The 24,122-nt window shown below is 69.6% G+C and carries 26 protein-coding genes and 2 tRNA genes; 13 read left to right on the forward strand and 15 right to left on the reverse strand.

The genetic code is table 11. The features are described 5' to 3' along the window. Positions 1 to 5: 5 nt before the first annotated feature. The 3 genes from D8M34_RS04120 to D8M34_RS04130 are packed head-to-tail and all read right to left on the reverse strand — an operon-like array spanning position 6 to position 2,709. Positions 6 to 1,004, reverse strand: coding sequence for an Fpg/Nei family DNA glycosylase (locus D8M34_RS04120; RefSeq protein ID WP_025103401.1), 999 nt, complete (start codon positions 1,002 to 1,004; stop codon positions 6 to 8). Between the two features lies 1 nt (position 1,005). Further along, on the reverse strand, positions 1,006 to 1,491 hold the full coding sequence (locus D8M34_RS04125; RefSeq protein ID WP_060922011.1) for a ribose-5-phosphate isomerase: 486 nt from the start codon (positions 1,489 to 1,491) through the stop codon (positions 1,006 to 1,008). Positions 1,492 to 1,524: 33 nt separating this feature from the next. Further along, positions 1,525 to 2,709, reverse strand: a complete 1,185-nt coding sequence (locus D8M34_RS04130; RefSeq protein WP_025103399.1) for a ferrochelatase — start codon at positions 2,707 to 2,709, stop codon at positions 1,525 to 1,527. A 170-nt stretch (positions 2,710 to 2,879) separates the two neighbouring features. Here D8M34_RS04130 and pepN point away from each other — a divergent pair, with 170 nt between their 5' ends. From pepN to D8M34_RS04150, 4 genes are all read left to right on the forward strand, one after another. After that, positions 2,880 to 5,432 (forward strand): aminopeptidase N, encoded by a 2,553-nt coding sequence (gene pepN, locus D8M34_RS04135; protein WP_126893241.1) that lies wholly within the window; start codon positions 2,880 to 2,882, stop codon positions 5,430 to 5,432. An 81-nt stretch (positions 5,433 to 5,513) separates the two neighbouring features. Continuing rightward, the gene (locus tag D8M34_RS04140; RefSeq protein ID WP_025103397.1) at positions 5,514 to 6,590 is read left to right on the forward strand and encodes a mechanosensitive ion channel family protein; all 1,077 of its coding nucleotides are present in this window, start codon (positions 5,514 to 5,516) and stop codon (positions 6,588 to 6,590) included. Next, entirely contained in the window at positions 6,587 to 7,036 is a 450-nt protein-coding gene (locus D8M34_RS04145; protein WP_085607453.1) for a globin, read from the forward strand. The genes D8M34_RS04140 and D8M34_RS04145 overlap by 4 nt, the downstream gene beginning before the upstream one ends. Further along, positions 7,033 to 8,697 (forward strand): FAD-binding dehydrogenase, encoded by a 1,665-nt coding sequence (locus D8M34_RS04150; RefSeq protein WP_126893242.1) that lies wholly within the window; start codon positions 7,033 to 7,035, stop codon positions 8,695 to 8,697. Before D8M34_RS04145 ends, D8M34_RS04150 begins: the two co-directional genes overlap by 4 nt. Before the next feature lie 31 nt (positions 8,698 to 8,728). Here D8M34_RS04150 and D8M34_RS04155 read toward each other — a convergent pair whose 3' ends face one another. Continuing rightward, entirely contained in the window at positions 8,729 to 9,394 is a 666-nt protein-coding gene (locus D8M34_RS04155) for a hypothetical protein (RefSeq protein ID WP_126893243.1), read from the reverse strand. Between the two features lie 50 nt (positions 9,395 to 9,444). On the opposite strand from D8M34_RS04155, the gene D8M34_RS04160 reads away from it, so the two are divergent. Further along, a complete protein-coding gene (locus D8M34_RS04160; protein WP_025103393.1) occupies positions 9,445 to 10,332 on the forward strand; it encodes an acyl-CoA thioesterase in 888 nt (295 codons plus the stop codon). An 8-nt stretch (positions 10,333 to 10,340) separates the two neighbouring features. On the opposite strand, the gene D8M34_RS04165 is transcribed toward D8M34_RS04160, so the two are convergent. From D8M34_RS04165 to D8M34_RS04180, 4 genes are all read right to left on the reverse strand, one after another. After that, entirely contained in the window at positions 10,341 to 10,829 is a 489-nt protein-coding gene (locus D8M34_RS04165; RefSeq protein WP_025103392.1) for an acyl-CoA thioesterase, read from the reverse strand. Between the two features lie 7 nt (positions 10,830 to 10,836). Further along, positions 10,837 to 12,516 carry an energy-dependent translational throttle protein EttA gene (gene ettA / locus D8M34_RS04170; RefSeq protein WP_025103391.1) on the reverse strand — a complete coding sequence of 560 codons (1,680 nt, stop codon included), beginning with the start codon at positions 12,514 to 12,516 and terminating at the stop codon, positions 10,837 to 10,839. Between the two features lie 80 nt (positions 12,517 to 12,596). Beyond that, positions 12,597 to 13,082: a DUF6993 domain-containing protein gene (locus D8M34_RS19340; protein WP_025103390.1), complete on the reverse strand. Its 486-nt coding sequence runs from the start codon at positions 13,080 to 13,082 to the stop codon at positions 12,597 to 12,599. A 9-nt stretch (positions 13,083 to 13,091) separates the two neighbouring features. Beyond that, positions 13,092 to 13,547 carry a single-stranded DNA-binding protein gene (locus tag D8M34_RS04180; protein ID WP_025103389.1) on the reverse strand — a complete coding sequence of 152 codons (456 nt, stop codon included), beginning with the start codon at positions 13,545 to 13,547 and terminating at the stop codon, positions 13,092 to 13,094. Positions 13,548 to 13,753: 206 nt separating this feature from the next. On the opposite strand from D8M34_RS04180, the gene D8M34_RS04185 reads away from it, so the two are divergent. Continuing rightward, entirely contained in the window at positions 13,754 to 14,026 is a 273-nt protein-coding gene (locus D8M34_RS04185; RefSeq protein WP_025103388.1) for a hypothetical protein, read from the forward strand. Positions 14,027 to 14,051: 25 nt separating this feature from the next. Here the strand turns inward: D8M34_RS04185 and D8M34_RS04190 are convergent. Then, positions 14,052 to 14,127: transfer RNA gene (locus tag D8M34_RS04190), tRNA-Arg, on the reverse strand. A 61-nt stretch (positions 14,128 to 14,188) separates the two neighbouring features. On the opposite strand from D8M34_RS04190, the gene orn reads away from it, so the two are divergent. The 6 genes from orn to D8M34_RS04220 all read left to right on the forward strand — a co-directional run bounded on the left by orn (position 14,189) and on the right by D8M34_RS04220 (position 16,790). Beyond that, positions 14,189 to 14,815: an oligoribonuclease gene (orn, locus tag D8M34_RS04195; protein ID WP_025103387.1), complete on the forward strand. Its 627-nt coding sequence runs from the start codon at positions 14,189 to 14,191 to the stop codon at positions 14,813 to 14,815. A gap of 36 nt (positions 14,816 to 14,851) precedes the next feature. Then, a tRNA-His gene (locus D8M34_RS04200) sits at positions 14,852 to 14,927 on the forward strand. 68 nt (positions 14,928 to 14,995) lie between these two features. Next, on the forward strand, positions 14,996 to 15,625 hold the full coding sequence (locus D8M34_RS04205; RefSeq protein WP_085607447.1) for a LysE family transporter: 630 nt from the start codon (positions 14,996 to 14,998) through the stop codon (positions 15,623 to 15,625). 33 nt (positions 15,626 to 15,658) lie between these two features. Beyond that, on the forward strand, positions 15,659 to 16,006 hold the full coding sequence (locus tag D8M34_RS04210; RefSeq protein WP_126893244.1) for a metallopeptidase family protein: 348 nt from the start codon (positions 15,659 to 15,661) through the stop codon (positions 16,004 to 16,006). Beyond that, positions 15,997 to 16,296 carry an ATP-dependent Clp protease adapter ClpS gene (gene clpS / locus D8M34_RS04215; protein WP_126893245.1) on the forward strand — a complete coding sequence of 100 codons (300 nt, stop codon included), beginning with the start codon at positions 15,997 to 15,999 and terminating at the stop codon, positions 16,294 to 16,296. Before D8M34_RS04210 ends, clpS begins: the two co-directional genes overlap by 10 nt. Further along, positions 16,293 to 16,790 carry a DUF2017 family protein gene (locus tag D8M34_RS04220; protein ID WP_126893246.1) on the forward strand — a complete coding sequence of 166 codons (498 nt, stop codon included), beginning with the start codon at positions 16,293 to 16,295 and terminating at the stop codon, positions 16,788 to 16,790. The genes clpS and D8M34_RS04220 overlap by 4 nt, the downstream gene beginning before the upstream one ends. Before the next feature lie 6 nt (positions 16,791 to 16,796). Here D8M34_RS04220 and D8M34_RS04225 read toward each other — a convergent pair whose 3' ends face one another. Genes D8M34_RS04225 through gatC form a run of 6 tightly spaced genes read right to left on the reverse strand, consistent with a single transcriptional unit; the run spans position 16,797 to position 22,349 of the window. Then, the gene (locus D8M34_RS04225; protein WP_062634657.1) at positions 16,797 to 17,378 is read right to left on the reverse strand and encodes an aminobenzoate synthetase; all 582 of its coding nucleotides are present in this window, start codon (positions 17,376 to 17,378) and stop codon (positions 16,797 to 16,799) included. Beyond that, on the reverse strand, positions 17,362 to 17,679 hold the full coding sequence (locus D8M34_RS04230; protein ID WP_060922768.1) for a hypothetical protein: 318 nt from the start codon (positions 17,677 to 17,679) through the stop codon (positions 17,362 to 17,364). Before D8M34_RS04230 ends, D8M34_RS04225 begins: the two co-directional genes overlap by 17 nt. 37 nt (positions 17,680 to 17,716) lie before the next feature. Then, the gene (locus D8M34_RS04235; protein WP_126893247.1) at positions 17,717 to 18,973 is read right to left on the reverse strand and encodes a DNA polymerase IV; all 1,257 of its coding nucleotides are present in this window, start codon (positions 18,971 to 18,973) and stop codon (positions 17,717 to 17,719) included. A 48-nt stretch (positions 18,974 to 19,021) separates the two neighbouring features. After that, the gene (gatB, locus tag D8M34_RS04240) at positions 19,022 to 20,536 is read right to left on the reverse strand and encodes an Asp-tRNA(Asn)/Glu-tRNA(Gln) amidotransferase subunit GatB (RefSeq protein WP_126893248.1); all 1,515 of its coding nucleotides are present in this window, start codon (positions 20,534 to 20,536) and stop codon (positions 19,022 to 19,024) included. Then, a complete protein-coding gene (gene gatA, locus D8M34_RS04245) occupies positions 20,536 to 22,053 on the reverse strand; it encodes an Asp-tRNA(Asn)/Glu-tRNA(Gln) amidotransferase subunit GatA (protein WP_126893249.1) in 1,518 nt (505 codons plus the stop codon). Before gatA ends, gatB begins: the two co-directional genes overlap by 1 nt. After that, the gene (gatC, locus tag D8M34_RS04250) at positions 22,050 to 22,349 is read right to left on the reverse strand and encodes an Asp-tRNA(Asn)/Glu-tRNA(Gln) amidotransferase subunit GatC (protein ID WP_126893250.1); all 300 of its coding nucleotides are present in this window, start codon (positions 22,347 to 22,349) and stop codon (positions 22,050 to 22,052) included. The genes gatA and gatC overlap by 4 nt, the downstream gene beginning before the upstream one ends. Before the next feature lie 64 nt (positions 22,350 to 22,413). On the opposite strand from gatC, the gene D8M34_RS04255 reads away from it, so the two are divergent. Beyond that, positions 22,414 to 24,114 (forward strand): long-chain-fatty-acid--CoA ligase, encoded by a 1,701-nt coding sequence (locus D8M34_RS04255; RefSeq protein ID WP_126893251.1) that lies wholly within the window; start codon positions 22,414 to 22,416, stop codon positions 24,112 to 24,114. Positions 24,115 to 24,122 lie beyond the last annotated feature (8 nt).

The following is a 24,122-nucleotide window of genomic DNA, read 5'->3' on the forward strand; positions in this document are numbered from 1 at the left end:
CGCCCTCAGGCCTGACAGCGCGGGCACCAGTACAGCTTGCGGGCGCCGATCTCCTCCAGCGCGATCTCGGTCCCGCAGACCCGGCACGGCAGGCCGGCCCGGTGGTAGACCCAGTGACGATCGTCGCGGCTCGCCATCGCGGCGCGGTACTGCTCGGGGGACAGCCCGTCCATGGTCATCATCTGACCCGTCTCCACGCCGATGGCCAGCAATCGCACCCAGTCATGCCAGAGCGCCCTGACGACATCCTCCGGGACGTCGCGGCCGGGCGTGTGCGGGTTCAGCCGCTGCCGGTAGAGCATCTCGGCGCGGTACACGTTGCCGATGCCGCTGACGACCGCCTGGTCCATCAGCAGCAGCGCGATCGGGGTCGGCTTCTTCCGCACGGCGCGGACGAACCGCTCCTCGTTCTCCGCCGGATCGCCGACGAGCGGATCGGGACCGAGCTTGGCCACCGTCGCCAGCATCTCCTCGGGAGTCTGCAACACGCAGGCGGTGGGACCGCGCAGGTCGGCCACCGTGATGTCGGTCATGAGGCGCAGCCGCACCTGACCCACCACGGGCGGCGGCCATTCGTCGACCTCGTCGGTCAGCCCCTTGGTCTGCTCGGACATCCGCACGTGGACCCTGGCGCGCCGCGGCGCCCCGATCGATGCGAGGGAGTTCTCCCCCGCGTCGTCGAGGATCGCCTCGTCGAGAGTGGTGCCGCGCTGATTGGTCTGGCCCATCCTGCCGTTGGCCGACGCGATGGTGGGGTCGACGAGGATCTCCCCCGCGAAATCCCAGGCACCGTAGAGACCGAGATGCACGCGCAGCCAGAGGTCACCCTCCGCCTCGAGGAACATCTGCTTGCCCACGGCCTGCACGCTCACGGCCTGGCGTCCGTCGAGCACCGCGGCGCCCTCGGCGAAGCGTCCCTGCGGGCTGGAGGCGCTCATCGTCTTGCCGACGAAGTTGCGATCGAACTGCCGCGCGATGCGGTGGACGGAATGTCCCTCGGGCATGTCAGGCTCGGGGGTCCGGGAGGAGCGAGCCGTCGCGCTCGAAGTCGGCGATCTGTCCGATGCGCCGGACGTGCCGCTCGTCGCCGGAGAACGGCGTGGCGATGAACCGGTCGATGAACGCCGTGACCTCGTCGTAGGTGTGCTGACGAGCTCCGATGGAGATGACGTTCGCGTCGTTGTGCTCCCGCGCGAGCTCGGCCGTGGAGAGGTTCCAGACGAGCGCTGCGCGGACCCCGGCGACCTTGTTCGCGGCGATCTGCTCGCCGTTGCCCGAGCCCCCGAAGACGACCCCGAGCGCCGGCACCCCTGTCGCCTGATCGACGACGACGGCCTGCGCCGCCCGGATGCAGAAGGCCGGGTAGTCGTCGAGCGCGTCGTACTCCACCGGACCGTGGTCGATCACCTCGTGCCCCGCGGCGCGGAGATGCTCCTGCAGCCGGGTCGAGAACTCGAGTCCGGCGTGATCGGTGGCGATGTGGATGCGCATGTTCTCCATCCTAGGATCCGCTCCGTCCGCGACTCAGGGGGCGATGCCGGCAGCCGCGGGCTTGAACCCCGCGCGCACGTTCTCGCAGCACCCGGGACGGCAGACGTCGAACGCACCGGGCAGATCAGTGACGTGCGGACGCTCCGCGTTCGGGCGACCCTGCAGGCGCTCCTCGATGAGGTCGACGATGCCCTCGACGAAAGCCTCGCGGACACCGGGCGTCGGCGTGCGGACGAAGGCGAGGCCCGCCTCCTCCGCGGCCTCGGCGGCCTCGGTGTCGAGATCCCAGAGGACCTCCATGTGGTCGCTCATGAAGCCGACGGGGACCACGATGACCGCCTTGCGACCGCGCGCCGGGAGCTCCGCGATCACGTCGCAGACGTCGGGCTCCAGCCAGGGCTGCGACGCGGGGCCGGAACGAGACTGGTAGACCAGCTCCCAGGGCACGTCGGCGGCTCCCGGGACGGCGGCCCGCACCTGCTCCATCGTCCATTCCGACACGGCGAGGTGCTGGGCGGCGTAGGCCCCGCCCTCGCCCCAGTCGATGTCGCGGGCGCCGGAGCGCTCGGCGTCGGCGGTCGGGATGCTGTGCGTGGAGAAGAGGACCTGGATCTCGGTCGGCGCGAAGCCCTGGTCGAGGTAGCCCTGCACCGACTCCCGCACGCCCGCCTCGAAGGCCTCGACGAAGCCGGGGTGGTCGTAGAAGGGGCGGATCTTGTCGATGGTGACCGTCTCGCCGAGGCCGGTGTCGGTCAGCACGCGGGCGAAGTCCTCGCGGTACTGGCGGCAACTGGAGAACGAACTGTACGCGCTCGTTGCGAAGGCGAGGAGGGTGGTGTGGCCGTTGGCGGACGCCTCGGGGAGCACGTCCTCGAGGTACGGACCCCAGTTGCGGTTGCCCCAGTACACCGGGAGGTCGATCCCCCGGGCCACGAGCGCCTTCTCCAGCGCCTCCTTGAGCACGCGGTTCTGGCCGTTGATCGGGCTCACGCCGCCGAAGTGACGGTAGTGGTGCGCGACCTCCTCCAGCCGCTCGTCCGGGATGCCCCGACCACGCGTCACGTTCCGGAGGAAGGGGATCACGTCCTCCTGGCCCTCCGGGCCGCCGAAGCTCGCCAAGAGGATGGCGTCGTAGGCGACGGGCGTGGTCACATAGGGGTCGCCGCCGGCAGCGGCGGGCGAGGCAAAGGGAACGACATTCGGCTCGATCGCGGTCACCCCTCCATCTTCCCACCTCCGCGGACGACGAGCGTCCGCACGACCGTGACTATCCCCGGTTCGTGAGGATCGACGGCGCGCGCGTCGCTCTGGCGTAGGCTGTCATGGTTGCCGTCGGCGCCAACTGCGCCGACCCCCGGTTACATCCCCTCACCCCTGGGAGTACAGCTTTGCCTGGAGAGAACCTCACCCGAATCGAAGCGCAGGAGCGCCGCGACGTCGTCGACACGCACTCCTATGAGGTCGCCCTCGATCTGACCAAGGGCGCCGAGGTCTTCGGCTCTCGGAGCGTCGTGCGCTTCTCCGCGTCCCCCGACAGCTTCACCTTCATCGACCTCATCGCCCGCGACGTGCGCGAGATCTCGCTCAACGGAGAGCAGCTCGACCCCCGCGAGGTCTTCGCCGACTCCCGGATCGCACTCGCCGGGCTGCAGGAGGAGAACGTCCTCGTCGTCGACGCCGACTGTCTGTACACCAACACCGGCGAGGGCCTGCACCGCTTCGTCGACCCTGTGGACGGCGAGGTGTACCTCTACTCGCAGTTCGAGGTGCCCGACTCCCGTCGCGTGTTCGCCGTCTTCGAGCAGCCCGATCTCAAGGCCACCTTCCAGTTCACGGTGACCGCCCCCGCGGAGTGGAAGGTCGTCTCCAACTCCCCCACCCCGGAGCCCATCGTCCACGACGACGGGGTCTCGGCCACCTGGGGCTTCGAGCCCACGCCCCGGATCTCCTCCTACATCACGGCCCTCGTCGCCGGACCGTACGAGGCCACCTTCTCGGAGCTCACCAGCGCATCGGGCCGCGTGATCCCGCTCGGCGTCTACGGACGCAAGAGCCTCTGGCAGCACCTGGACGCCGACTACATCTTCGACAAGACCCGTGAGGGCTTCGCCTACTTCGAGTCGAAGTTCGGCGTGCCGTACCCGTTCGCCAAGTACGACCAGCTCTTCGTGCCCGAGTTCAACGCCGGCGCGATGGAGAACGCGGGAGCGGTGACGTTCACCGAGACGTATGTCTTCCGCAGCAAGGTCACCGACGCCGTCAAGGAGCGTCGCGTCGTGACGATCCTGCACGAGCTCGCCCACATGTGGTTCGGCGATCTCGTCACCATGAAGTGGTGGAACGACCTCTGGCTCAACGAGTCGTTCGCGGAGTGGGCGTCCACCATCGCGACGGCCGAGGCGACCGAGTGGACCGAGGCCTGGACCACCTTCAACGCGATGGAGAAGACCTGGGCCTACCGCCAGGACCAGCTCCCCTCCACGCACCCGATCGTCGCCGAGATCAACGACCTCGAGGACGTGCAGGTCAACTTCGACGGCATCACCTACGCCAAGGGCGGCTCGGTCCTCAAGCAGCTCGCCGCGTGGGTCGGCATCGAGGCGTTCTTCGCCGGTGTCTCGCAGTACTTCCAGAAGCACTCCTGGGGCAACACCGAGCTCAGCGACCTCCTGACGGAGCTGGAGGCCACGAGCGGCCGCGATCTCGGCACCTGGTCGAAGAAGTGGCTGGAGACGGCCGGTGTGAACACCCTGGAGCCCGTCGTGGCCGAGGACGACAACGGCAGGATCTCGCGCTTCGCCATCACCCAGACGGCTCCGGCCGACTACCCGACCATCCGTCCGCACCGTCTCGGCATCGGCTTCTACTCGCTGCAGGACGACGCGCTCACGCGCACCCATCACATCGAGGTCGACGTGGACGGCGACCGCACCGAGGTCCCCGAGCTCCAGGGCCTCGACCGTCCCGACCTCATCCTCCTCAACGACGACGACCTCGCGTACGCGAAGATCCGTCTCGACGAGAAGTCGCTCGCGACCGCGATCGCCCACCTCGCCGACATCCACGATCCCCTCGCCCGCTCGCTCGTCTGGGGAGCAGCCTGGGACCAGACCCGCGACGCGGAGACGGCGGCGTCCGACTACATCGACCTCGTTCTCGGCAACATCGGCCGGGAGACCGAGTCCACCACGGTCCGCACCACCCTCGCGCAGCTGCGCACGGCCGCGACCCTGTACGTCGCCCCGGCGGAGCGCGAAGCGGCACGGCTGAAGGTGGCGGATGGCCTCTGGGCACTCGCCGAGTCGGCGGAGGCCGGCAGCGACAGCCAGCTCCAGTTCGTCACCGCCTTCGCGAACAACCTGGTGACGCCGGAGCACGCCGGCATCGTCGGGCGTCTGCGCTCGGGTGAGGAGACTCTCCCCGGGCTCGACGTGGACGCCGACCTGAGCTGGCAGCTGCTCGTCGGCCTCGCGACGATCGGTGCGACCGACGCCGGGGCCATCGACGCCGCGCTCGCCGCCGACAACACCGCGAAGGGTGCGGAGTTCGCCGCGCAGGCGCGGGCCGCTCTTCCGGACGCGGCCGCGAAGCAGGAGGCCTGGGATGCGCTGATCGCGCGCGACGACGCCCCGAACACGATCGTCCGCTCGGCGGCGCTCGGCTTCGTCCACCCGGCGGGTGCGGAGGTGCTGGGCGCCTTCGTGCCGCAGTACTTCGACATGCTCCTGCCGGTGTGGGAGTCGCGGACCTACCAGATCGCGCAGTACCTGATCGTCGGGCTCTTTCCCACCGCTCTCGCCGACGTCGCGCTGCGCGACGCGACGCGGGGCTGGCTCTCCGAGCACCAGGACGCGCCGCCCGCTCTGCGCCGTCTCGTGCTGGAGAACCTCGCGGACGTGGAGCGCGCCCTCGCCGCGCAGTCCCGCGACGCCGAGGACTGACCCTCCACCGCCGACACCGACACGGGCCTCTGCCGCCGCTCTTCCAGCCGGCGCAGAGGCCCTCTCGGTACCATCGAGACGATGCTGATTTCCGCTGAGACGACCCCCACGCCGACGCCGACCGAGCTCCCCCCATGGGTGGAGGACATGCTCACGCTGCTGACCACGGTCGGCGGCAAGCTCCTGCAGATCGCCCTGATCATCGGCGCCTGCGTCCTCATCGCGCTCGTACTGCGCCGGGTGATCAGGCGGGTCGTGCACCGCATCGTCGACACCGCCAAGAACAAGGCCGCCGTCGACGACACCCAGGCACTCGAACGCTCCCCGCTGGCCGACATGCGACTGGTCCAACGCACACGCACACTCGGCACCATCCTGCAGAACATCGTCAACGTGATGCTCGTGATCATCGCGATCATCCTCATCGTCAACGCGATCGACAATGCTCTCCTCGGATCGCTCACCCTTCTCACGGCGGCGGTCGGTGCCGGCCTCGGTTTCGGTGCCCAGAACATCGTCAAAGACGTGCTGAACGGCATCTTCCTCGTCGCCGAGGACCAGATCGGCATCGGCGACGTCGTCGACCTCGGGCTGGCGAGCGGCGTCGTCGAGTACGTCAGTGTGCGCGTGACCCAGGTGCGGGACGTGAACGGGACCCTCTGGTACGTGCGCAACGGCGAAGTGACCCGGATCGGGAACATGTCGCAGGGCTGGGCGCGCGCGATCGTCGACATCGGTGTGGCACCCGATTCCGACCTCGAACAGGTCGAGCACATCCTGCTGGAGACGGCGCAGGGCCTGGCGAAGGACCCGAAGTGGCGCACCCGCATCGTGGAGAAGCCGGAGCTGTGGGGCCTGGAGTCGGTGGACGGCGACGCCCTCGTGGTGCGCGCCGTCATCAAGACCAGGGCGAACGCGCGAGATGACGTGGCGCAGGAGCTCCGACGTCGCCTCCGAGCCGCTCTGCTGGAGAAGGAGATCGACGTGCCGCGTCTCGCGGACGTCGTGCCCACCGGATTGGAGGGTGCGCGCCGCGTCCGGGGCGCCAACCCGCCGAAGACGCGCCCCAACGCCGTCACCGGGGTGCCCGTGATCCCGGATCGCGGCATCTGGCGGCGCAAGAAGAACACCGGCGGCGACGGGAGTGCAGACAAGTGACGTTCTACGACGAGGTCGGCGGGCGCGAGACGTTCGCGAAGATCGTCTCGGTGTTCTATCGCGAAGTGGCCCTCGACCCCGTGCTCAAGCCGATGTATCCGGAGGATGACCTCGGTCCGGCCGAGGAGCGCCTGCTCCTGTTCCTCGAGCAGTACTGGGGCGGCCCGAGCACCTACGGCGAGACCCGCGGCCATCCCCGCCTGCGGATGCGTCACATGCCCTTCCGGGTCGACCCCGACGCCCGGGATCGTTGGCTTCGTCATATGCGCACGGCCGTGGACGAGGCGCAGTTGTCCCCGTTGCACGAAACCACTCTCTGGGACTACCTGGAGCGCGCCGCCTATGCCATGGTGAACACATTCGAGCCGTCCGGCATCGGCACGGCACCCCAGGGGCGCACGACCCTGGAGACCCGCTCCCGTCAGGAATCAACGGAGACCCCATGACGACCACACCCCCGACCGCAGACGTCCTGGTGATCGGTTGGGGGTTGGCCGGTCTCGTCGCCGCCGCGGAAGCCCTCGAGGCCGGACGTCGGGTCGTCATCGTGGACCAGGAACCGCGGACGAACCTGGGCGGGCAGGCGTGGTGGTCCTTCGGCGGGCTGTTCCTCGTGGACTCTCCGGAACAGCGCCGCCTCGGCATCACCGACTCGCTCGAGCTCGCGACCCAGGACTGGTTCGGCACCGCCGGGTTCGACCGCCCCGAGGACGAGTGGCCCCGGCGCTGGGCAGAGGCCTATCTGCAGTTCGCGGCCGGCGAGAAGCGCTCGTGGCTCCGCGCCCGCGGCGTCGGCTTCTTCCCTGTGGTCGGCTGGGCCGAGCGGGGCGGCTACGGCGCCCTCGGTCCGGGGAACTCGGTCCCTCGCTTCCACATCACCTGGGGCACCGGGCCGGGGATCGTCACCCCGTTCGCGGCCGCCGTCGAGCAAGGAGAGCGCGAGGGACGGCTCACCGTCCTCGCCCGACACCGCGTCGAGGAACTCGTCCTCACCGGCGGGCGCGTGACCGGTGCCCGCGGGAGCGTGCTGGCGTCGGACGGTGCCGCCCGGGGCGTCCCCTCGTCCCGAGACGTGATCGGCGCGTTCGAGATCGACGCGACGGCGACGATCGTGGCCTCCGGGGGCATCGGCGGAAACCATGACCTCGTCCGCGCGGCCTGGCCCTCGCGCCTCGGCACTCCCCCGGCGCACATGCTCTCCGGCGTGCCCGCCTATGTCGACGGCTCGATGCAGAGCGTGAGCGCCGCCGCCGGAGCCCGCCTCATCAACGGCGACCGGATGTGGCACTACGTGGAAGGCATCACCAACTGGGACCCGGTGTGGCCGCAGCACGGCATCCGCATCCTGCCCGGCCCCTCGTCGCTGTGGCTCGACGCGACCGGACACCGGCTCCCCGTTCCGCTCTTCCCCGGCTTCGACACCCTCGGCACGCTCGAGTACCTGCGGCGGACGGGCCACGACCACTCCTGGTTCGTGACCTCGCGGCAGATCGTGGAGAAGGAGTTCGCGCTGTCCGGCAGCGAGCAGAACCCGGATCTCACCGGCAAGGACGTGGCGCTGCTCCTCAAGTCCCGCCTCGCGAAAGGGCCGACCGGACCCGTGCAGTCGTTCCTCGACGAGGGCGAGGACTTCATCGTCGAGAACGACCTGGAGTCCTTGCTGGAGCAGATGGCGGCCCACCCCGGGGGCGAGCTCCTGGACATCGAGGCCGTGCGCCGCGAGGTGGTCGCCCGCGACCGGGAGATGGCCAACGACTTCAGCAAGGACCCGCAGATCGGCATGCTGCGCTCGATGCGGGCCTATCGCGGGGACAAGCTCATCCGCACCGCGGCCCCGCATCGGCTCCAGGACCCCGCCGCCGGGCCGCTGATCGCCGTCAAGCTGCACGTGCTCACCAGGAAGTCCCTCGGGGGGATCAACACGGATCTCGACGGTCGCGCCCTGGATGGAAGCGGCGCGCCGATTCCCGGTCTCTTCGCCGCGGGCGAGGCCAGCGGCTTCGGCGGCGGAGGCGCGCACGGCTACCGAGCCCTGGAGGGCACGTTCCTCGGCGGGTGCCTGTTCTCCGGCCGTCAGGCCGGACTCGCAGCGGCTGCCCTCGGCTGATCCGGAGCTGCCCGCCGGTCCCGTGGTCCCGTCAGGCGCGGGTGCCGGTGGCTCGCACGCCGGTCAGCCCGGAGGCCACGGGACCGCGGGCGAGCACGTGGCCGCGGCGGAACGCGAGCCGCGTCCAACGACCGGAACGCGTCACGGGCACGTCCTCTTCGCCGGAGATGAAGCCGAGCGCGTCGGCCGCGAAAGCGACGCCGCGCGGCAGGCCGCCGAAGTCGTCGTCAGGCTCGCCCCAGATCGACGCGCGGAGCGCACGCACCGCCTCTTCGCCGGATCCCGGTCCCGCGCCGTGCGCGACCGCGGAGATGCCCCACTGCGCGCGCTGCGCGATGACGGAGGCGGGAAGGGTCGACTCCAGCGCCCACCCCTGTCGTGGGGGCGCGACACCGGCCCACGCGGGCGAGAGAGCGGTCTCCGGCAGAGCGAGGCGCTGCGGGTCGTCCGTCGACCTCAGGGCGTCGATCACGAGGTCGCACTCGAGTTCCGGGTCGGCACGGACGATGCGCATGGCAAGGATCGTCGGCGTCTGATCGAAGAGCCCCTGAGGCGCGAGGACCGCCGTGGTGAGCGCCAGGACGCCCTGATGAGCCTGGAGACGCACACCCTCGTCGGACACCCGGGCCGCGCGGCCCGTGAACGTGAGGACATCCTTCGCCGTGTCCGGATCGGCGAGCAGGAGCTGAGGTGTCACGCGTTCTAAACTACCAACGAGCGGCGACCCCGGGCCGCGGAGGGGAACACATGAGCGCCGACGAGCACGCCATCCAGACCGTGGAGCGTCTTCTCGACGTCCTCGACCTCGACGCCACCCAGGCGCGGACCACCGAGGACATCTTCACGGGCTCGTCGCACCCGATGCCGAGCGGCCGCATCTACGGCGGACAGGTGCTCGCGCAGACCCTCGTGGCCGCCGAGCGCACGCTGCCGGAGGACCGCGCCGTCCACTCGATGCACGGCTACTTCCTCCGTCCCGGCGATGCGAGCCAGGGGATCACCATCGCCGTCGACCGGATCCACGACGGACGTTCATTCTCCACTCGCCGCACCCAGGCGTACCAGAACGGCGTGCCGATCTTCTCGATGATCGCCTCGTTCCAGGATGCCGACCCCGGGGTGGAGCACGCGGAGCCCATGCCCGCCGGTGTGCCCGTCCCGGAAGACCTCGCCCCCGATGAGGACCGTGTGCCCGGACTCGCCGGAGGTGCGCGACGCATGCTGAGCGAGCGTGCGGCGGACATCCGGCACGTCGACTCCCCCCTCTACCTTCCGAACGATGACGAACGGGTCCCCCGGCAGGCGGTGTGGATGCGACTGCGCGCCCCGCTCCCCGACGACCAGCGGCTGCACCGGGCCGCCCTGGCCTACCTCAGCGACATGACGATCCAGGAGTCGATCCTGCGCGCTCACGGTGTCTCCTGGTCACTTCCCGGCCTGAAGGTCGCGAGCCTGGACCACGCGATGTGGTGGCACCGCCCGGCGCGCGTGGACGAGTGGCTCCTCTATGTGCAGGAGTCGCCGAGCGCCCGCGGCGGTCGCGGTCTGGCCACGGGGCGCGTGTACACCCGAGAGGGCACGCTCGTGGCGAGCGTCGCTCAGGAGATCATGATCCGGGTTCCCGAGGATCGCTGACGCTGCGCTCAGCGGTGTGCGTACTCGATGGAGGGACCGACGTACGGCTCCCACGCCTCGCGCATCTCCGCTGTCAGGCGTGTCGGCCGTCCCGTTCCCGCGTCGACGAGCACGATGATGGCCGTGGATCGCGCGTAGAGCTCACGCGGCTCGGCGGCCGGGTCGTTGTGCACCTCGTAGCAGACCTCGACGCTGGACCCGCCGAGCTTCCCGAACCACATCTGCACCTCGAGCGGGCGCCGCTGGTACGGAACCGGAGCGAGGTACTCGATCTCCTGCCGCGCGATGAGCGTCAGGATGCCCTCCTCGATCCCGGAGTCGAGGACGGCGGTGGACGGCGCCTCCTCGCCGGGTCCCGCACGCCAGAACGCGCGGACGCGCGCCTCCTCGAGCAGCTTGAGCATCGAGGTGTTGTTGACGTGGTTGAACGCATCCAGATCGCCCCAACGGAGGTGGATCGGGATGTGCAGGCGGGAACCCGGCGAGTCGGTGCTCATGGCCGCCTCAGTCGCGGGTGAGCTTGCGGTGCGTCGACCGGTGGGGCTTCGCCGCATCCGGGCCGAGACGCTCGATCTTGTTCTGCTCGTAGGCCTCGAAGTTGCCCTCGAACCAGTACCACTGGTCGGGCTTCTCGTCCGTGCCCTCGTAGGCGAGGATGTGCGTCGCGATCCGGTCGAGGAACCACCGGTCGTGGGTGATGACCACCGCACAGCCGGGGAACTCGAGCAGCGCGTTCTCCAGGGAGCTCAGCGTCTCGACGTCGAGGTCGTTGGTCGGCTCGTCGAGGAGGAGCAGGTTGCCACCCTCCTTGAGGGTGAGCGCGAGGTTCAGACGGTTGCGCTCACCACCGGAGAGCACGCCGGCCTTCTTCTGCTGGTCCGGGCCCTTGAACCCGAACTTCGAAACGTAGGCACGGGACGGGATCTCGGTCTTGCCCACCGTGATGAAGTCCAGGCCGTCGGAGACGACCTCCCACAGGGTCTTGTTCGGGTCGATCGACGACCGCGACTGGTCGACGTAGCTGATCTTGACGGTCTCGCCGATCTTGAGGTCGCCGCCGTCCAGCGGCTCCAGCCCGACGATGGTCTTGAACAGGGTCGTCTTTCCGACGCCGTTCGGGCCGATGACGCCGACGATGCCGTTCGGCGGGAGGCTGAAGCTCAGGCCGTCGATGAGCGAGCGGCCGTCGAAGCCCTTCTTGAGGTTCTTGGCCTCGATGACGACGTTGCCGAGTCGAGGACCGGCGGGGATCTGGATCTCCTCGAAGTCCAGCTTCCTGGTGCGCTCCGCCTCGGCCGCCATCTCCTCGTACCGTGCCAGACGCGCCTTCGACTTCGTCTGACGGCCCTTCGCGCTGGAGCGGACCCAGTCGAGCTCGTCCTTCAGGCGCTTGGCGAGCTTGGCATCCTTCTTGCCCTGGATGTCGAGGCGCTCCGCCTTCTTCTCCAAGTACGTCGAGTAGTTGCCCTCGTAGCCGATGAGGCGTCCGCGGTCGACCTCGGCGATCCACTCGGCCACGTGGTCGAGGAAGTACCGGTCGTGGGTGATGGCGATCACGGCGCCCTTGTACGACTGGAGGTGCTGCTCGAGCCAGAGCACGCTCTCCGCGTCGAGGTGGTTGGTGGGCTCGTCGAGGAGCAGCAGGTCGGGCTTCTGCAGCAGCAGCTTGGCCAGCGCCACACGGCGCTTCTCACCACCGGAGAGCGGAGCGATGGCCGCGTCGCCGGGCGGGGTGCGGAGGGCGTCCATCGCCTGCTCGAGCTGGGAATCGAGGTCCCAGCCGTCCGCCGCGTCGATCTCCTCCTGCAGCGTCCCCATCTCCGCGAGGAGCGCGTCGAAGTCGGCGTCCGGATCGGCCATCAGCGCGGAGATCTCGTTGAACCGGTCGACCTTGGCCTTGATGGCGATGCCGTCCTGGATGTTCTCGAGGACCGTCTTCGACTCGTCGAGCTCCGGCTCCTGCATGAGGATGCCGACGGAGTACCCCGGCGAGAGCTTGGCCTCACCGTTGGACGGGGTGTCGAGCCCGGCCATGATCTTGAGGATCGTCGACTTTCCGGCGCCGTTGGGGCCGACCATGCCGATCTTCGCGCCCGGCAGGAACGCCATCGTGACGTCGTCCAGGATGAGCTTCTCACCCACCGCCTTGCGGGCACGAACCATGGAGTAGATGTACTCAGCCACCGAAAACCGCTCCTTCTGTTGGCGTCGAAGATCGACACTCCAGCCTACCGGCCGCGAGTGGGCTTATCTGTGTACGCGAGTCACCAGTCGATCGGCCGCGTCGCGCCCACCAGGCACCGCCCGCCGGCGAGCTGGGGCATGACCGTGGTCACGACGGCACCGGTGGACGGACCGACCTGTCCGATCAGGCACTCCTCCTCGCCCCAGCGGACCGAGAACTGGATGCTCTCCGCCGGGTTCCCGACCGTGGACTGGTCCGGCGTGAGCTGCATGGCGTCCCGATCGAATCCCGCCGCGACGAGACCGTCGACGTACGCGCGCCCCTCCCCGCGTTGCTCCGTCCCCCAGACCTGCTCCGCCACCGCCGTGAAGACGGGGAGGTTGTCCTCGGCGCTCCCGTCCGGCACCAGAGCAGGAGCGGCGGACGGCGTCGGATCAGCGGTGGCTGTCGCCGTGGGAGTCGGCGTCGCCGTGGGCTCCGGCGCGCATCCGGCGAGGACGGCGGCCGAGACACCGGCGACGAGCACGAGCGCCGCAGCGCGGGACGGGAGGACCGATCTGAGCACGAGCAGAGTCTAGGCCGCCTCGGTCTCTGCAGGCTGATCCCACGCGTCGTGCGCCTCGTCATCCACCGTCGAGAGATCAGCGCTCTCCCCCGCCTCCCCGGATGACGGCCGGGAGCTCGGCCGATATGCCGTGGTCCCCCACCGCAGATCGTGTCCGATGGTGTCCGCGTCGATGTCGACGCTCGTCCCCTGCTTGCCGTTGCTCTCCCACGGGCGCACCCGGAGTCGCCCGGAGACGATGACGCTGTCGCCCACCCGCAGCGATGCCCGCGCGTGCTCCGCCAGCCGTCGGAAGGCGGCGATCGAGAACCAGTTGGTCCCCGCATCCACCCAGGTCCCGCTCGCCGGGTCGAAGCGCCGGTGCGTGCTCGCCAGCCGGAAGTTCGTGACGGGCACTCCGGCGCTCGTCCGCCCGGGGGTGGGGTCCGTCGCGACTCTGCCCACGATGGTCACGGTGTCGATCATGTGTTCGTCCTCTCGGTGCCGGCTCGGCGGCCGGATGACCTCCAGCGTGCACCGCGCCGACGGGTGCGCGAGGGCGCGATCGCGTGATCCGTGGACGGGCTCGAGCGGCGGTGCGTTGTGCAGAAGTGGCCCGGTCACCGCCGGATATCGACACCCGGACGAATGTCGGTGGCCGGTCGTATGTTCGAGCCATGGAAGGAGAGACCATGACCGCCACCACCACCTCGACCCCCGCTCCCGGAGTCCCGCTTGCAGCCCCGCCGCTCGCGTCCCGTCGAGAGCACCTCGTCCGTGCCGCCGATCACCTGTGGCGTGTCCAGGACAGCCGCGAGCATGTCCTCGGTCACCTCCGCGCGGTGGCCGATCCCCTCGGCGTCCGCTACCGCGCGGAGCGGCTCCATCTGGCGACGGGCGGCTTCCGGCTGATCGGCGAGTTCTGGCGCGCAGACGACGCGGTCGACGCGCTGCGGCACTGCTGAGACCCGTCGATCTGACGGCGATCAGTGGCGCCCCCGGCAGGATTCGAACCTGCGACCAAGAGATTAGAAGGCTCCTGCTCTATCCCCTGAGCTACGGAGGCGGACGTCTCTACCGTACCGCGCCCCGCGGGTCGATGTCGGGGCCGTCGATAGGATGGCGACATGGTGACTGCTTCGGAGAACGACCGCCTCGTCTGGATCGACTGCGAGATGACGGGGCTCGATCTCGCCGTCGACGAGCTCGTCGAGATCGCGGTGGTGGTCACCGACTTCGAGCTCCGTCCGCTCGACCCCGGATTCCAGGTCGTCATCCGTCCGAGCGCGGACGCGCTCGCGAACATGAACGACTTCGTCACCGCCATGCACGAGACCTCGGGGCTCATCGACGAGATCCCGCACGGAGTCACCCTCGAGGAGGCGGAGGAGCAGACGCTGGCGTACATCCGCCGCTTCGTCCCCCTCGAGCGCCGCGCCCCTCTCGCCGGCAACACGATCGGCACCGACCGGATGTTCCTCGCGAAGTACATGCCTCAGGTCGACCAGTGGCTCCACTACCGCAACGTCGATGTCTCCAGCATCAAGGAGCTCTCCCGCCGCTGGTACCCCCGCGTGTTCTTCCAGGCTCCGGCGAAGGACGGGGGCCACCGCGCGCTGGCCGACATCCTGGAGTCGATCCGCGAGCTCCGCTACTACCGGGAGGCCGTCTTCGTGGACGAGCCGGGCCCTTCCAGCGACGACGCCAAGGAGATCGCCGCGCGCACGGTGTCGGAGTTCGCCCCGAACATGTAATAGACTCGTGGGGTTGCCTGTTTCGACGGGCGCATGGTGGGTATAGCTCAGTTGGTAGAGCGCCTGGTTGTGGTCCAGGAGGTCGCGGGTTCAAGCCCCGTTACTCACCCCAGCTCGAAGAGGCTCGGACCGGTTCGGTCCGAGCCTCTTCGCCTCTCACGCGGGCCCTAGACTGTCCTGGTGTCACTGGCGGTCTGGTTCTCTCTTCTCACCGCATCCGTGGTGATCAGCTTCACGCCGGGGGCCGGCGCGATCAACACGATGTCCAACTCCCTCACGCAGGGCTGGAAGCGCTCGATCTGGGGAATCATCGGCCAGCAGATCGCGCTCATCGTGCATGTCGTGATCGTGGCTGCCGGCGTCGGGCTCCTCGTCTCGCGCTCGGACGTCCTGTTCAACCTCATCCGATACGCCGGCGCCGCCTACCTGGTGTACCTCGGCATCCGTTTGATCCTGACCCGCCCCGCTCCGGCGCTCGATGACGCGCCGGATCCCGTGGATGCCCGGGAGAGCCACTGGTCGATGATGCGCCGAGGCTTCTGGGTCAACCTGCTGAATCCCAAGGCGATCGTCTTCTTCCTCGCGTTCATCCCGCAGTTCATCCGGCTGGACCAGCCTCCGCTCCCCCAGTACCTGGCCCTCGTCGCGACCGTCGTGGTCGTCGACGTGCTCGTCATGTGGGGATTCTTCGCCACGGCCGCACGCCCCTTCCGGCGCCTCACCCGCTCTCCGCACGGCCAGCGGATCCTCAACACCGTGTTCGGAAGCCTCTTCATCGGCGTCGCGGCGCTGCTCGTCCTCCTGCACTGAGGAACCCGTCGTCGTCCCCGTAGGCTGGAGGGGATGGACATGGACGCCGCGGCCTTCGAGGCCCTCGTGATCGACGAACTCGACCAGCTGCCCGACGAGATGGTCGAGCAGCTCGAGAACGTCGTCTTCGTGGTGGAGGATCGTCCCGAGGACGGCAGCCTCGATCTGCTCGGCCTGTACGACGGCCTCGCGTTGCCGGAGCGCACGCAGTACGGGATGGGTGAGCTGCCCGATCGCATCATCGTCTACCGGGAACCGCATCTCGCGCAGTGTGAGGACATCGACGAACTCCGCGACGAGATCCACACCACCCTCGTCCACGAGATCGCGCACTACCATGGCATCGACGACGCCCACCTGCACGAGCTCGGATGGGCCTGACCGTGTCGACTGCTCTTCCCGAGATCGATGAAGCCACCGATCTCTCCGCTGCGCCCCTGGAGCCCTGGGAGGTCGTCGTGTGGAACGATCCGGTGAATCTGATGAGCTACGTCGTCCGCGTCTTCCGCATCTACTTCGGCTACACCCGCGAGCATGCCACCCGCCTCATGCTCGCCGTCCACCACGACGGACACGCGATCGTCGCCACCGGACCCCGCGAGACCATGGAGGTGCACGCGCAGGCGATGCACGACTACGGGCTCTGGGCCACCGTCAGGAAGGCCGCATGAACACCCCACCGATCACCGCCTCGGTCGCCACGATCGAGGGCATGCACCTGGCCCGGCTCGTCGATGACTTCATGGACCTGCTCCGGGATTCCGAAGGCGATGACCCGGGCGTGGCCCGGTTGACGCCGAACGCCTATCCGGACGACGACGACGCCGCGGCGGCGTTCGCCTCGGCAACCCGCGCGGACCTCCTGGACCGACGGCTGCACGATGCGCGGGTCATGCGCACGGCGCTGCAGGTGTTCGACCCCGACGCCGAGGTGACCGATGAGGGCGCCCGCGTTCCCCGCGACGTCCTCGTACGGCGCGAGGACGTGGACGCGTGGCTCCGCACCCTCACCGCCATCCGGCTCGTCATCGCCACGCGGCTCGGCATCACCGACGACGAACCCGACGTCGGCGGTGACGGCCAGGCCGTCTACGACTGGCTGGGATACCGTCTCGAGCTGCTCATCGAGGCCGTCGACGAGAGCGACGCCGACGCCCTCCGCTGAGCGGAATCAGGGGACCTCGATCACGCGAGTGGCGAGTTCCCTCGGACGGTCTCGCTCGAGGTGACGGCGCTCCTGCGCCGCCCACCGGTCCCAGTGCGGGCGGTAGGTGTCTCCATCCCGCGCCAGCGCACGGGCCTTCCGCGATGACTCGCCGGACTCCACCCAGATCCGGATGTCGGCCAGGCGTGCCGTCGAGGGTCGCAGGATCCCGCTGCCCTCGACGATGACGCCGAGGGCCGGATCGACGGCGTGGGTCTCCGCCTCCTCGCCGTGCTCCCAGTCCCAGCGACGCCACGCCCCGAGAAGCCCGCGTCCGTGGGGACGGAGGATGCCCTCGAGCGCGCGCTCCGCCCCGTCGTCGAGGCCGTCCCAGCCGGGATAGAGGGAGTCCAACGCGATGACCTGCACGCGTCCGGTGACCGGCCAGGCTCGCGCCACGCGCGCGGCCAGAGAGGTCTTGCCTGCGCCGCTCCCCCCGTCGATCAGCACGACGGGGTTGGAGGCCGCGAGTGCGCGGACGTCTTCCGCGATCAGCGTCGCCGCGTGCGAGAGCGCCGCTGCGACCGCATCGTCACTTCTTGAGGGCACGGATGATGCGCGTGAGGGCCCGACCGGCGACCCAGACGAAGGGCACGGCCACGACGAGGAGCGTCACGATGTTCGGCTCGAAGCGCAGGCCCTCCTCGCGCCGGACGTAGACGCCCACCGGCACCGAGACGCCGCCACCTCCGCCGCCTTCTCCGCCGTCCCCGCTGGCTCCGCCGAAGCCCGCGTAGGTGAACGCCACCGGAGTGACGGTGACGCCATCGATCTCCTGCGGTTCTCCGTACGCGCTCTTCACGCCGAAGGACGCGACCTGATTCCCGAGTTCCAGTGCAATGTTCGGCATGTTCCCACGGTAGCCGACGGCGGCCTGCGGCGCGCGGTCAATCGACGCCGTGGTCCTTCGGATGCCGCGCGGCGCCCCGTCCTTCACCGCGTCCGATGTGGCGCGCCCTGCTGATCGTCGCCGAACCGAACCGCGCCATGGCCTCGTCGACGGCCCCTTCGACCTTGCGCCAGTCCTCGTCCTCGTCCCACAGCGCCAGCGCGCCACCTCCCGCCGGCCGGAGGTTCTCCGCCCGGACGCCCACGAGGCGGACCGGATCACTGCGCTCGATGAGCGCGAACAGGCTCTGGGCCGCCTCGCCGATGCGCTGGCCGACCGCGGTCGGCTCCGGCAACGTCTGGGAGCGGGTGACGGTCCGGAAGTCGTCGAAGCGGATCTTGATCGCGACCGTGGAGGTCTCCCACCCGGCCCGGCGCAGGCGCGCGCCCACGCGATCGGCCAGCCGCAGCAGCTCCGCGCGGAGGAAGGCACGATCCGCGACGTCGTGGTCGAAGGTCTCCTCGTGTCCGATGCTCTTCTCCACGCGCTCCGTGTCGACCGCACGCGCGTCCTCCCCCCGCGCCAGCTGCGCGAGCCTCGCGCTCAGCGCCGGCCCCACGGCGCGGTCCAGCATCTCGGGCGATGCGGTGCGGAGGTCGCCGATCGTGCGGAGGCCGCGGGCCTCCAGGGCCTCCGCCGCCTTCGGCCCCACGCCCCACAGCGCTCGCACGGGGCGCGGCGCGAGGAAGGCGAGAGTGTCGTGTTCCGCGACCACGAGCATCCCGTCCGGCTTGGCCATCGTCGACGCCATCTTCGCCACATGCTTGGTCGCGGCCACGCCCACGCTGCACGTGATGCCGACCTCGGCGAGGACGCGCTCACGGATCTGGGCCGCGATCCGGGCGGGGCTCCCCCAGAGCCGGCGCACACCCTGTACGTCGAGGAACGCCTCGTCCACCGACAGCGGCTCCACGAGCGGCGTGAACGACTCGAAGATCGCCATCACCTGCCGCGAGACCTCTTGGTACCGGTGGAAGTGCGGCGGGACGATCCGTGCCGTCGGGCACAGCCGCACGGCCTGCGACACGGGCATCGCGGAGCGCACGCCGTAGCGCCGTGCCTCGTAGGAGGCGCTGGAGACCACGGAGCGGCCATCCGGAGCCCCGATGATCAGCGGCAGTCCGCGGAGACTCGGGTCGTCCAGCACTTCGACGGCCGCATAGAACGCGTCCATGTCGACGTGGAGGATGCGCGTACCGGAGTCGTCGGCATCGGCCGAGGACACCATGCGGCCTCTGCCATCACCGTGTCCCATGAATCCATTGTCCCCTGGGCCTCCGACATGGAGGCCCAGGGGCGAGAATCACTGCGCGGCGCGCTCGAGGATGAGTTCGCGGACGCGGGCGGCGTCGGCCTGGCCCTTCATGGCCTTCATGACCGCACCGATGATGGCACCCGCGGCCTGGACCTTGCCGTCCTGGATCTTGGCCATCACATCGGGCTGTGCGGCGAGAGCCTCGTCGATCGCCGCGATGAGCGCACCGTCGTCCGAGACCACGGCGAGACCGCGTGCGTCGACGACCTCCTGCGGCGTGCCCTCACCGGCGATCACGCCCTCCAGCACCTGGCGTGCGAGCTTGTCGGTCAGCGTCCCGGCGTCGACGAGCTGCTGCAGCGCCGCGACGTTCTCCGGGCTGACGAGGTCGACCGCGTCCTTCTCCTGCGCATTGGCGAGGCGGGTGATCTCCCCCGTCCACCACTTCCGTGCCGCGGCCGGCGTGGCCCCGGCGGCGATCGTGGCCTCGACGACATCGAGCAGACCGCCGTTGCGCACGTCCTGGAACTCCAGCGGGGTGAAGCCCCACTCGTCCATGAGCCGGTGTCGACGGGCGACGGGCTGCTCGGGCAGGGCGGCGCGCAGCTCCTCGATCAGCTCGCGCGGCGGCTGCACCGGAAGCAGATCCGGCTCGGGGAAGTACCGGTAGTCGTCGGCGTCCGACTTCGGCCGTCCGGGAGAGGTGGTCCCGGTGTCCTCGTGCCAGTGCCGGGTCTCCTGGATGATGGTGCCGCCGTCGGCGAGGATCTGCGCCTGACGCTGGATCTCGTACCGCACCGCGCGCTCCACGGATCGCATGGAGTTGACGTTCTTCGTCTCCGTGCGCGTGCCGAGCTTCTCCTCACCCCGACGACGGAGCGAGACATTGGCGTCGCACCGCAGGTTGCCGCGCTCCAGCCGAGCCTCGGAGATGCCGAGTCCGCGGACGATGTCGCGGATGGCGGCGACGTACGCCTTGGCGACCTCGGGAGCCCGGTGATCAGTGCCGAAGATCGTCTTCGTCACGATCTCGACGAGCGGGACGCCGGCGCGGTTGTAGTCGACGAGCGAGTACTCGGCGCCCTGGATCCGGCCGGTCGAGCCGCCCATGTGCGTGAGCTTGCCGGCGTCCTCCTCCATGTGCGCGCGCTCGATCGGGATCGTCACCATGGTGCCGTCCTCGAGCTCCACCTCGACCGACCCCTCGAAGGCGATCGGCTCGTCGTACTGGGAGATCTGGTAGTTCTTGCCCAGGTCCGGGTAGAAGTAGTTCTTCCGGGCGAACCGGCTGGACTCCGCGATTGAGCAGCCGAGCGCGAGGCCGAGGCTGATCGACGAGCGGATGGCCGTCTCGTTAACGACCGGCAGGGCACCGGGCAGTCCCAGGTCGACCGGGGCGATCAGCGTGTTCGGCTCCGCCGCGTGGTACGCCTCGTTCGCGGGGTTGGGAGCGTCGGAGAACATCTTCGTGTTCGTGTTGAGCTCGACGTGCACCTCGAAACCGAGGACGGGCTCGAACAGCTCGAGCGCCTTGTCGAAGTCCATGAGCGTGGCGGCGGCCATCAGCGCGCGCCTCCTTCCAGCTGGGGGGCACGGGACAGCAGCGGCGCGCCCCAGGAGTCCACGAGCAGCGTCTCGAGGGCGGCACCCACCCGGTAGAGGCGGGCGTCCTCCCGCGCCGGCGCGAGGAACTGGATGCCGACGGGCAGCCCGTCGTCGTCCGAGAGACCGCTGGGGATCGAGATGCCGGGGACGCCGGCGAGGTTCGCCGGGATCGTCGTGATGTCGTTCAGGTACATCTGCAGCGGGTCGTCGATCTTCTCGCCGAGCTTGAAGGCCGTGGTCGGGGCCGACGGCGTGGCGATGACGTCGACATCGGCGAAGGCCGCGGCGAAGTCCTGCTGGATCAGCGTGCGGACCTTCTGCGCGCTGCCGTAGTACGCATCGTAGTATCCCGCCGACAGCGCGTAGGTGCCGAGGATGATGCGGCGCTTGACCTCGTCGCCGAAACCGGCGTCGCGCGTGGCGGACATCACGTCCTCCACCGTGGGGTTACCCGCCGGGGTGACCCGGAGACCGAAGCGGACCGAGTCGAACTTGGCCAGGTTGCTCGAGGCCTCGGCCGGGAGGATCAGGTAGTAGGCGGCGACGCCGTACTCGAAGTGCGGTGCACCGATCTCGACGATCTCCGCACCCTGCGCTTCCAGCAGGGCCAGGGCGCTGCGGAAGGAGGCCGCAACCCCCGGCTGGAAACCGCTGTCGGGAAGCTCGCGGATGACGCCGACACGGAGGCCCTTGAGGCCGTCCCCGCGCGCACCCTCGCGTGCGGCCGCGGCGAAGGACGGCCACTGCTCGTCAAGCGACGTGGAGTCCTTCGGATCGTGGCCGCCGATCGCGTCGTGCAGCAGACCGGCATCGAGGACGGTGCGGGTGACGGGGCCGACCTGGTCGAGGCTCGACGCCAGTGCGATCGCGCCGTAGCGGCTGACGCCGCCGTAGGTCGGCTTCACGCCGACCGTGCCGGTCACGTGCGCCGGCTGACGGATCGATCCGCCGGTGTCGGAGCCGAGGGCGAGCGGGGCCTCGAAGGCGGCGACGGCCGCGGCGGAGCCCCCACCCGAGCCGCCGGGGATCCGGTCGAGGTCCCAGGGGTTGCGGGTCGGGCCGTAGGCGGAGTGCTCCGTCGAGGAGCCCATCGCGAACTCGTCCATGTTCGTCTTGCCGAGCGGGATGAGTCCGGCGGCACGGGATCGGGCCACGACCGTCGCGTCGTACGGCGAGCGGTACCCCTCGAGGATCCGCGAGCCGCTCGTGGTCGGCTGATCCGTCGTGACGAGCACGTCCTTGATCGCGAGCGGGACACCGGCGATCGGCCCGAGGTCCTCCCCCGCGGCGCGGCGGGCGTCGATTTCGGCCGCCGCGTCGAGCGCGTGCTCGTTGACGTGCAGGAACGCATGGACGTCGCCGTCGACGTGGGCGATGCGGTCGAGGTGCGCCTGCGTGGCCTCGACGCTGGAGACCTCCCGCGTCGCGAGCTTGTCGGCGAGCTCCGCCGCGGTCAGCCGGATGATGTCGCTCACTGCTCTTCTCCCAGGATCGCGGTGACGCGGAACCGGCCGTCGGCCTGATCCGGGGCGTTCTGCAGCACCTGCTCGTGCGTGAGCGTCTCGCCGATCACGTCGGGACGGAACACATTGCTCAGCGGGATCGGGTGGCTCGTCGCGGCGACATCGGCGGTCGCGACCTCGGACACCTTGGCGATGTTGTCGACGATGGCGTCGAGCTGGCCCGTGAGCCGCGTCACCTCGTCGTCGTTCAGCTGGATGCGCGCGAGCACGCCGAGATGGCGCACAAGATCAGGGGTGATTTCAGACACGCCCCCAGTCTAGTTGGCGAGCCGCCCGCCGCTCGGCGCGGCGCGGCCCGCCTAAGCTGGGCGCGTGAGCACGTTCCAGCCCCCTCGCCCGTGGATCGCCAGCTACGCCGACGGCGTTCCGGAGGACCTCGCCCCCGTCAGCGGCTCCCTCGTGGACATCGTCGCCGCGTCGGCGCGGGACTATCCCGATGCCCCCGCCCTACAGTTCTTCGGCAGGGAGACCACCTACGCGCAGCTGCAGGAGGCGATCGATCGCGCCGCGGCGGGGCTCCGGGATCTCGGCGTCCGTGCGGGCGATCCCGTCGCGATCGTCCTGCCGAACTGCCCGCAGCACATCGTCGCGTTCTATGCCGTGCTGCGTCTCGGTGCGGTCGTGGTCGAGCACAACCCGCTCTACACCCCTCGCGAGCTGCGTAAGCAGTTCGAGGACCACGGCGCCAAGCACGCGATCGTCTGGAACAAGGTCGTCGCGACGGTGCAGGAGTTCCCGAGTGACCTCGCCGTCTCGACTCTCATCTCGGTCGACGTGACGCGAGCGATGCCGGCCCTCACCCGCTTCGCCCTCCGGCTGCCGGTCGCGAAGGCGAGAGAGTCGAGGGCGGCGCTGACCGAGCGCGTCCGCGGCACCGTGCTGTGGGAGTCGGTGGTGGCCAGCACCCCGATCCCCGCCTCGCATCCTCAGCCCGATACCGACGACCTGGCGATCATCCAGTACACGTCCGGCACGACCGGCACACCGAAGGGCGCCGCCCTCACTCACCGCAACCTCCTCGCCAATGCCGCCCAGTCCCAAGCCTGGGTGCCGTCGATCCAGCGCGGCAAGGGCTGCGTCGTGTACGCCGTGCTGCCGATGTTCCATGCGTACGGGCTGACACTCTGCCTCACCTTCGCGATGTCGATGGGCGCGCGTCTGGTGCTGTTCCCGAAGTTCGACCCGGACCTCGTGCTCGACGTCGTCAAGAAGCATCCGGCGACGTTCCTCCCGCTCGTCCCGCCCATCGCCGACCGGCTTCTCGCCGCCGCCAACGCCAAGGGTGTGTCCCTCGACGGCATCGAGGTCGCGATCTCCGGGGCCATGGCCCTGCCGCACGAGCTCGTCGTCCCGTTCGAGGCCGCAACGCACGGCTACCTCGTCGAGGGCTACGGACTGAGCGAGTGCTCGCCCGTCCTCATGGCGAACCCGGTCGCCGACAACCGGGTTCCCGGCACCGTGGGACTCCCTCTCCCGGGCACGGAGTGCCGCGTCGTCGATCCGGAGAATCCCACTGAGGATGTGTCGGAGGGCTCCGCCGGGGAGCTCATCGTGCGGGGTCCTCAGGTCTTCTCCGGGTACTACGGCAAGCCCGAGGAGACCGAGGCCGTGTTCGTCGACGGCTGGTACCGGACCGGCGACATCGTCACGATCGATGACGCCGGCTTCGTCCGCATCGTCGACCGCATCAAGGAGCTCATCATCACCGGCGGCTTCAACGTCGCCCCGACCGAGGTGGAGAACGCGCTGCGCCAGCATCCGTCGGTGGCGGACGCCGCGGTCGTCGGACTGCCCAGCGACCACTCGGGCGAGGAGGTCGTCGCGGCGATCGTCGTCGACCCCGGAGCCGATGTGGACGTGGAGGCGATCCGTGAGTACGCGCGGAGCATCCTCACCCCGTACAAGGTGCCGCGCCGCGTCTTCGTCGTCGACGAGCTGCCGAAGTCGCTGATCGGGAAGGTGCTCCGCCGGCAGGTGAAGGAGAAGCTGCTCGCCCTCACGTCGGGGGTCTGAGCCGGCCC

The sequence above is a fragment of the Microbacterium sp. HSID17254 genome (assembly GCF_003989315.1).
Classification (GTDB): domain Bacteria; phylum Actinomycetota; class Actinomycetes; order Actinomycetales; family Microbacteriaceae; genus Microbacterium.

Excerpts from the sequence above, each read along its gene's own strand:
- D8M34_RS04185 (WP_025103388.1), top strand. The coding sequence starts at position 13,754 with ATGACCGCCACCACCACCTCGACCCCCGCTCCCGGAGTCCCGCTTGCA.
- D8M34_RS04150 (WP_126893242.1), top strand. The coding sequence starts at position 7,033 with ATGACGACCACACCCCCGACCGCAGACGTCCTGGTGATCGGTTGGGGG.
- clpS (WP_126893245.1), top strand. The coding sequence starts at position 15,997 with ATGGGCCTGACCGTGTCGACTGCTCTTCCCGAGATCGATGAAGCCACC.
- D8M34_RS04160 (WP_025103393.1), top strand. The coding sequence starts at position 9,445 with ATGAGCGCCGACGAGCACGCCATCCAGACCGTGGAGCGTCTTCTCGAC.
- D8M34_RS04220 (WP_126893246.1), top strand. The coding sequence starts at position 16,293 with ATGAACACCCCACCGATCACCGCCTCGGTCGCCACGATCGAGGGCATG.
- orn (WP_025103387.1), top strand. The coding sequence starts at position 14,189 with ATGGTGACTGCTTCGGAGAACGACCGCCTCGTCTGGATCGACTGCGAG.
- D8M34_RS04140 (WP_025103397.1), top strand. The coding sequence starts at position 5,514 with ATGCTGATTTCCGCTGAGACGACCCCCACGCCGACGCCGACCGAGCTC.
- D8M34_RS04230 (WP_060922768.1), bottom strand. The coding sequence starts at position 17,679 with ATGCCGAACATTGCACTGGAACTCGGGAATCAGGTCGCGTCCTTCGGC.
- D8M34_RS04210 (WP_126893244.1), top strand. The coding sequence starts at position 15,659 with ATGGACATGGACGCCGCGGCCTTCGAGGCCCTCGTGATCGACGAACTC.
- D8M34_RS04180 (WP_025103389.1), bottom strand. The coding sequence starts at position 13,547 with ATGATCGACACCGTGACCATCGTGGGCAGAGTCGCGACGGACCCCACC.
- D8M34_RS04120 (WP_025103401.1), bottom strand. The coding sequence starts at position 1,004 with ATGCCCGAGGGACATTCCGTCCACCGCATCGCGCGGCAGTTCGATCGC.
- gatB (WP_126893248.1), bottom strand. The coding sequence starts at position 20,536 with ATGGCCGCCGCCACGCTCATGGACTTCGACAAGGCGCTCGAGCTGTTC.
- D8M34_RS04235 (WP_126893247.1), bottom strand. The coding sequence starts at position 18,973 with ATGGGACACGGTGATGGCAGAGGCCGCATGGTGTCCTCGGCCGATGCC.
- D8M34_RS04125 (WP_060922011.1), bottom strand. The coding sequence starts at position 1,491 with ATGCGCATCCACATCGCCACCGATCACGCCGGACTCGAGTTCTCGACC.
- D8M34_RS04165 (WP_025103392.1), bottom strand. The coding sequence starts at position 10,829 with ATGAGCACCGACTCGCCGGGTTCCCGCCTGCACATCCCGATCCACCTC.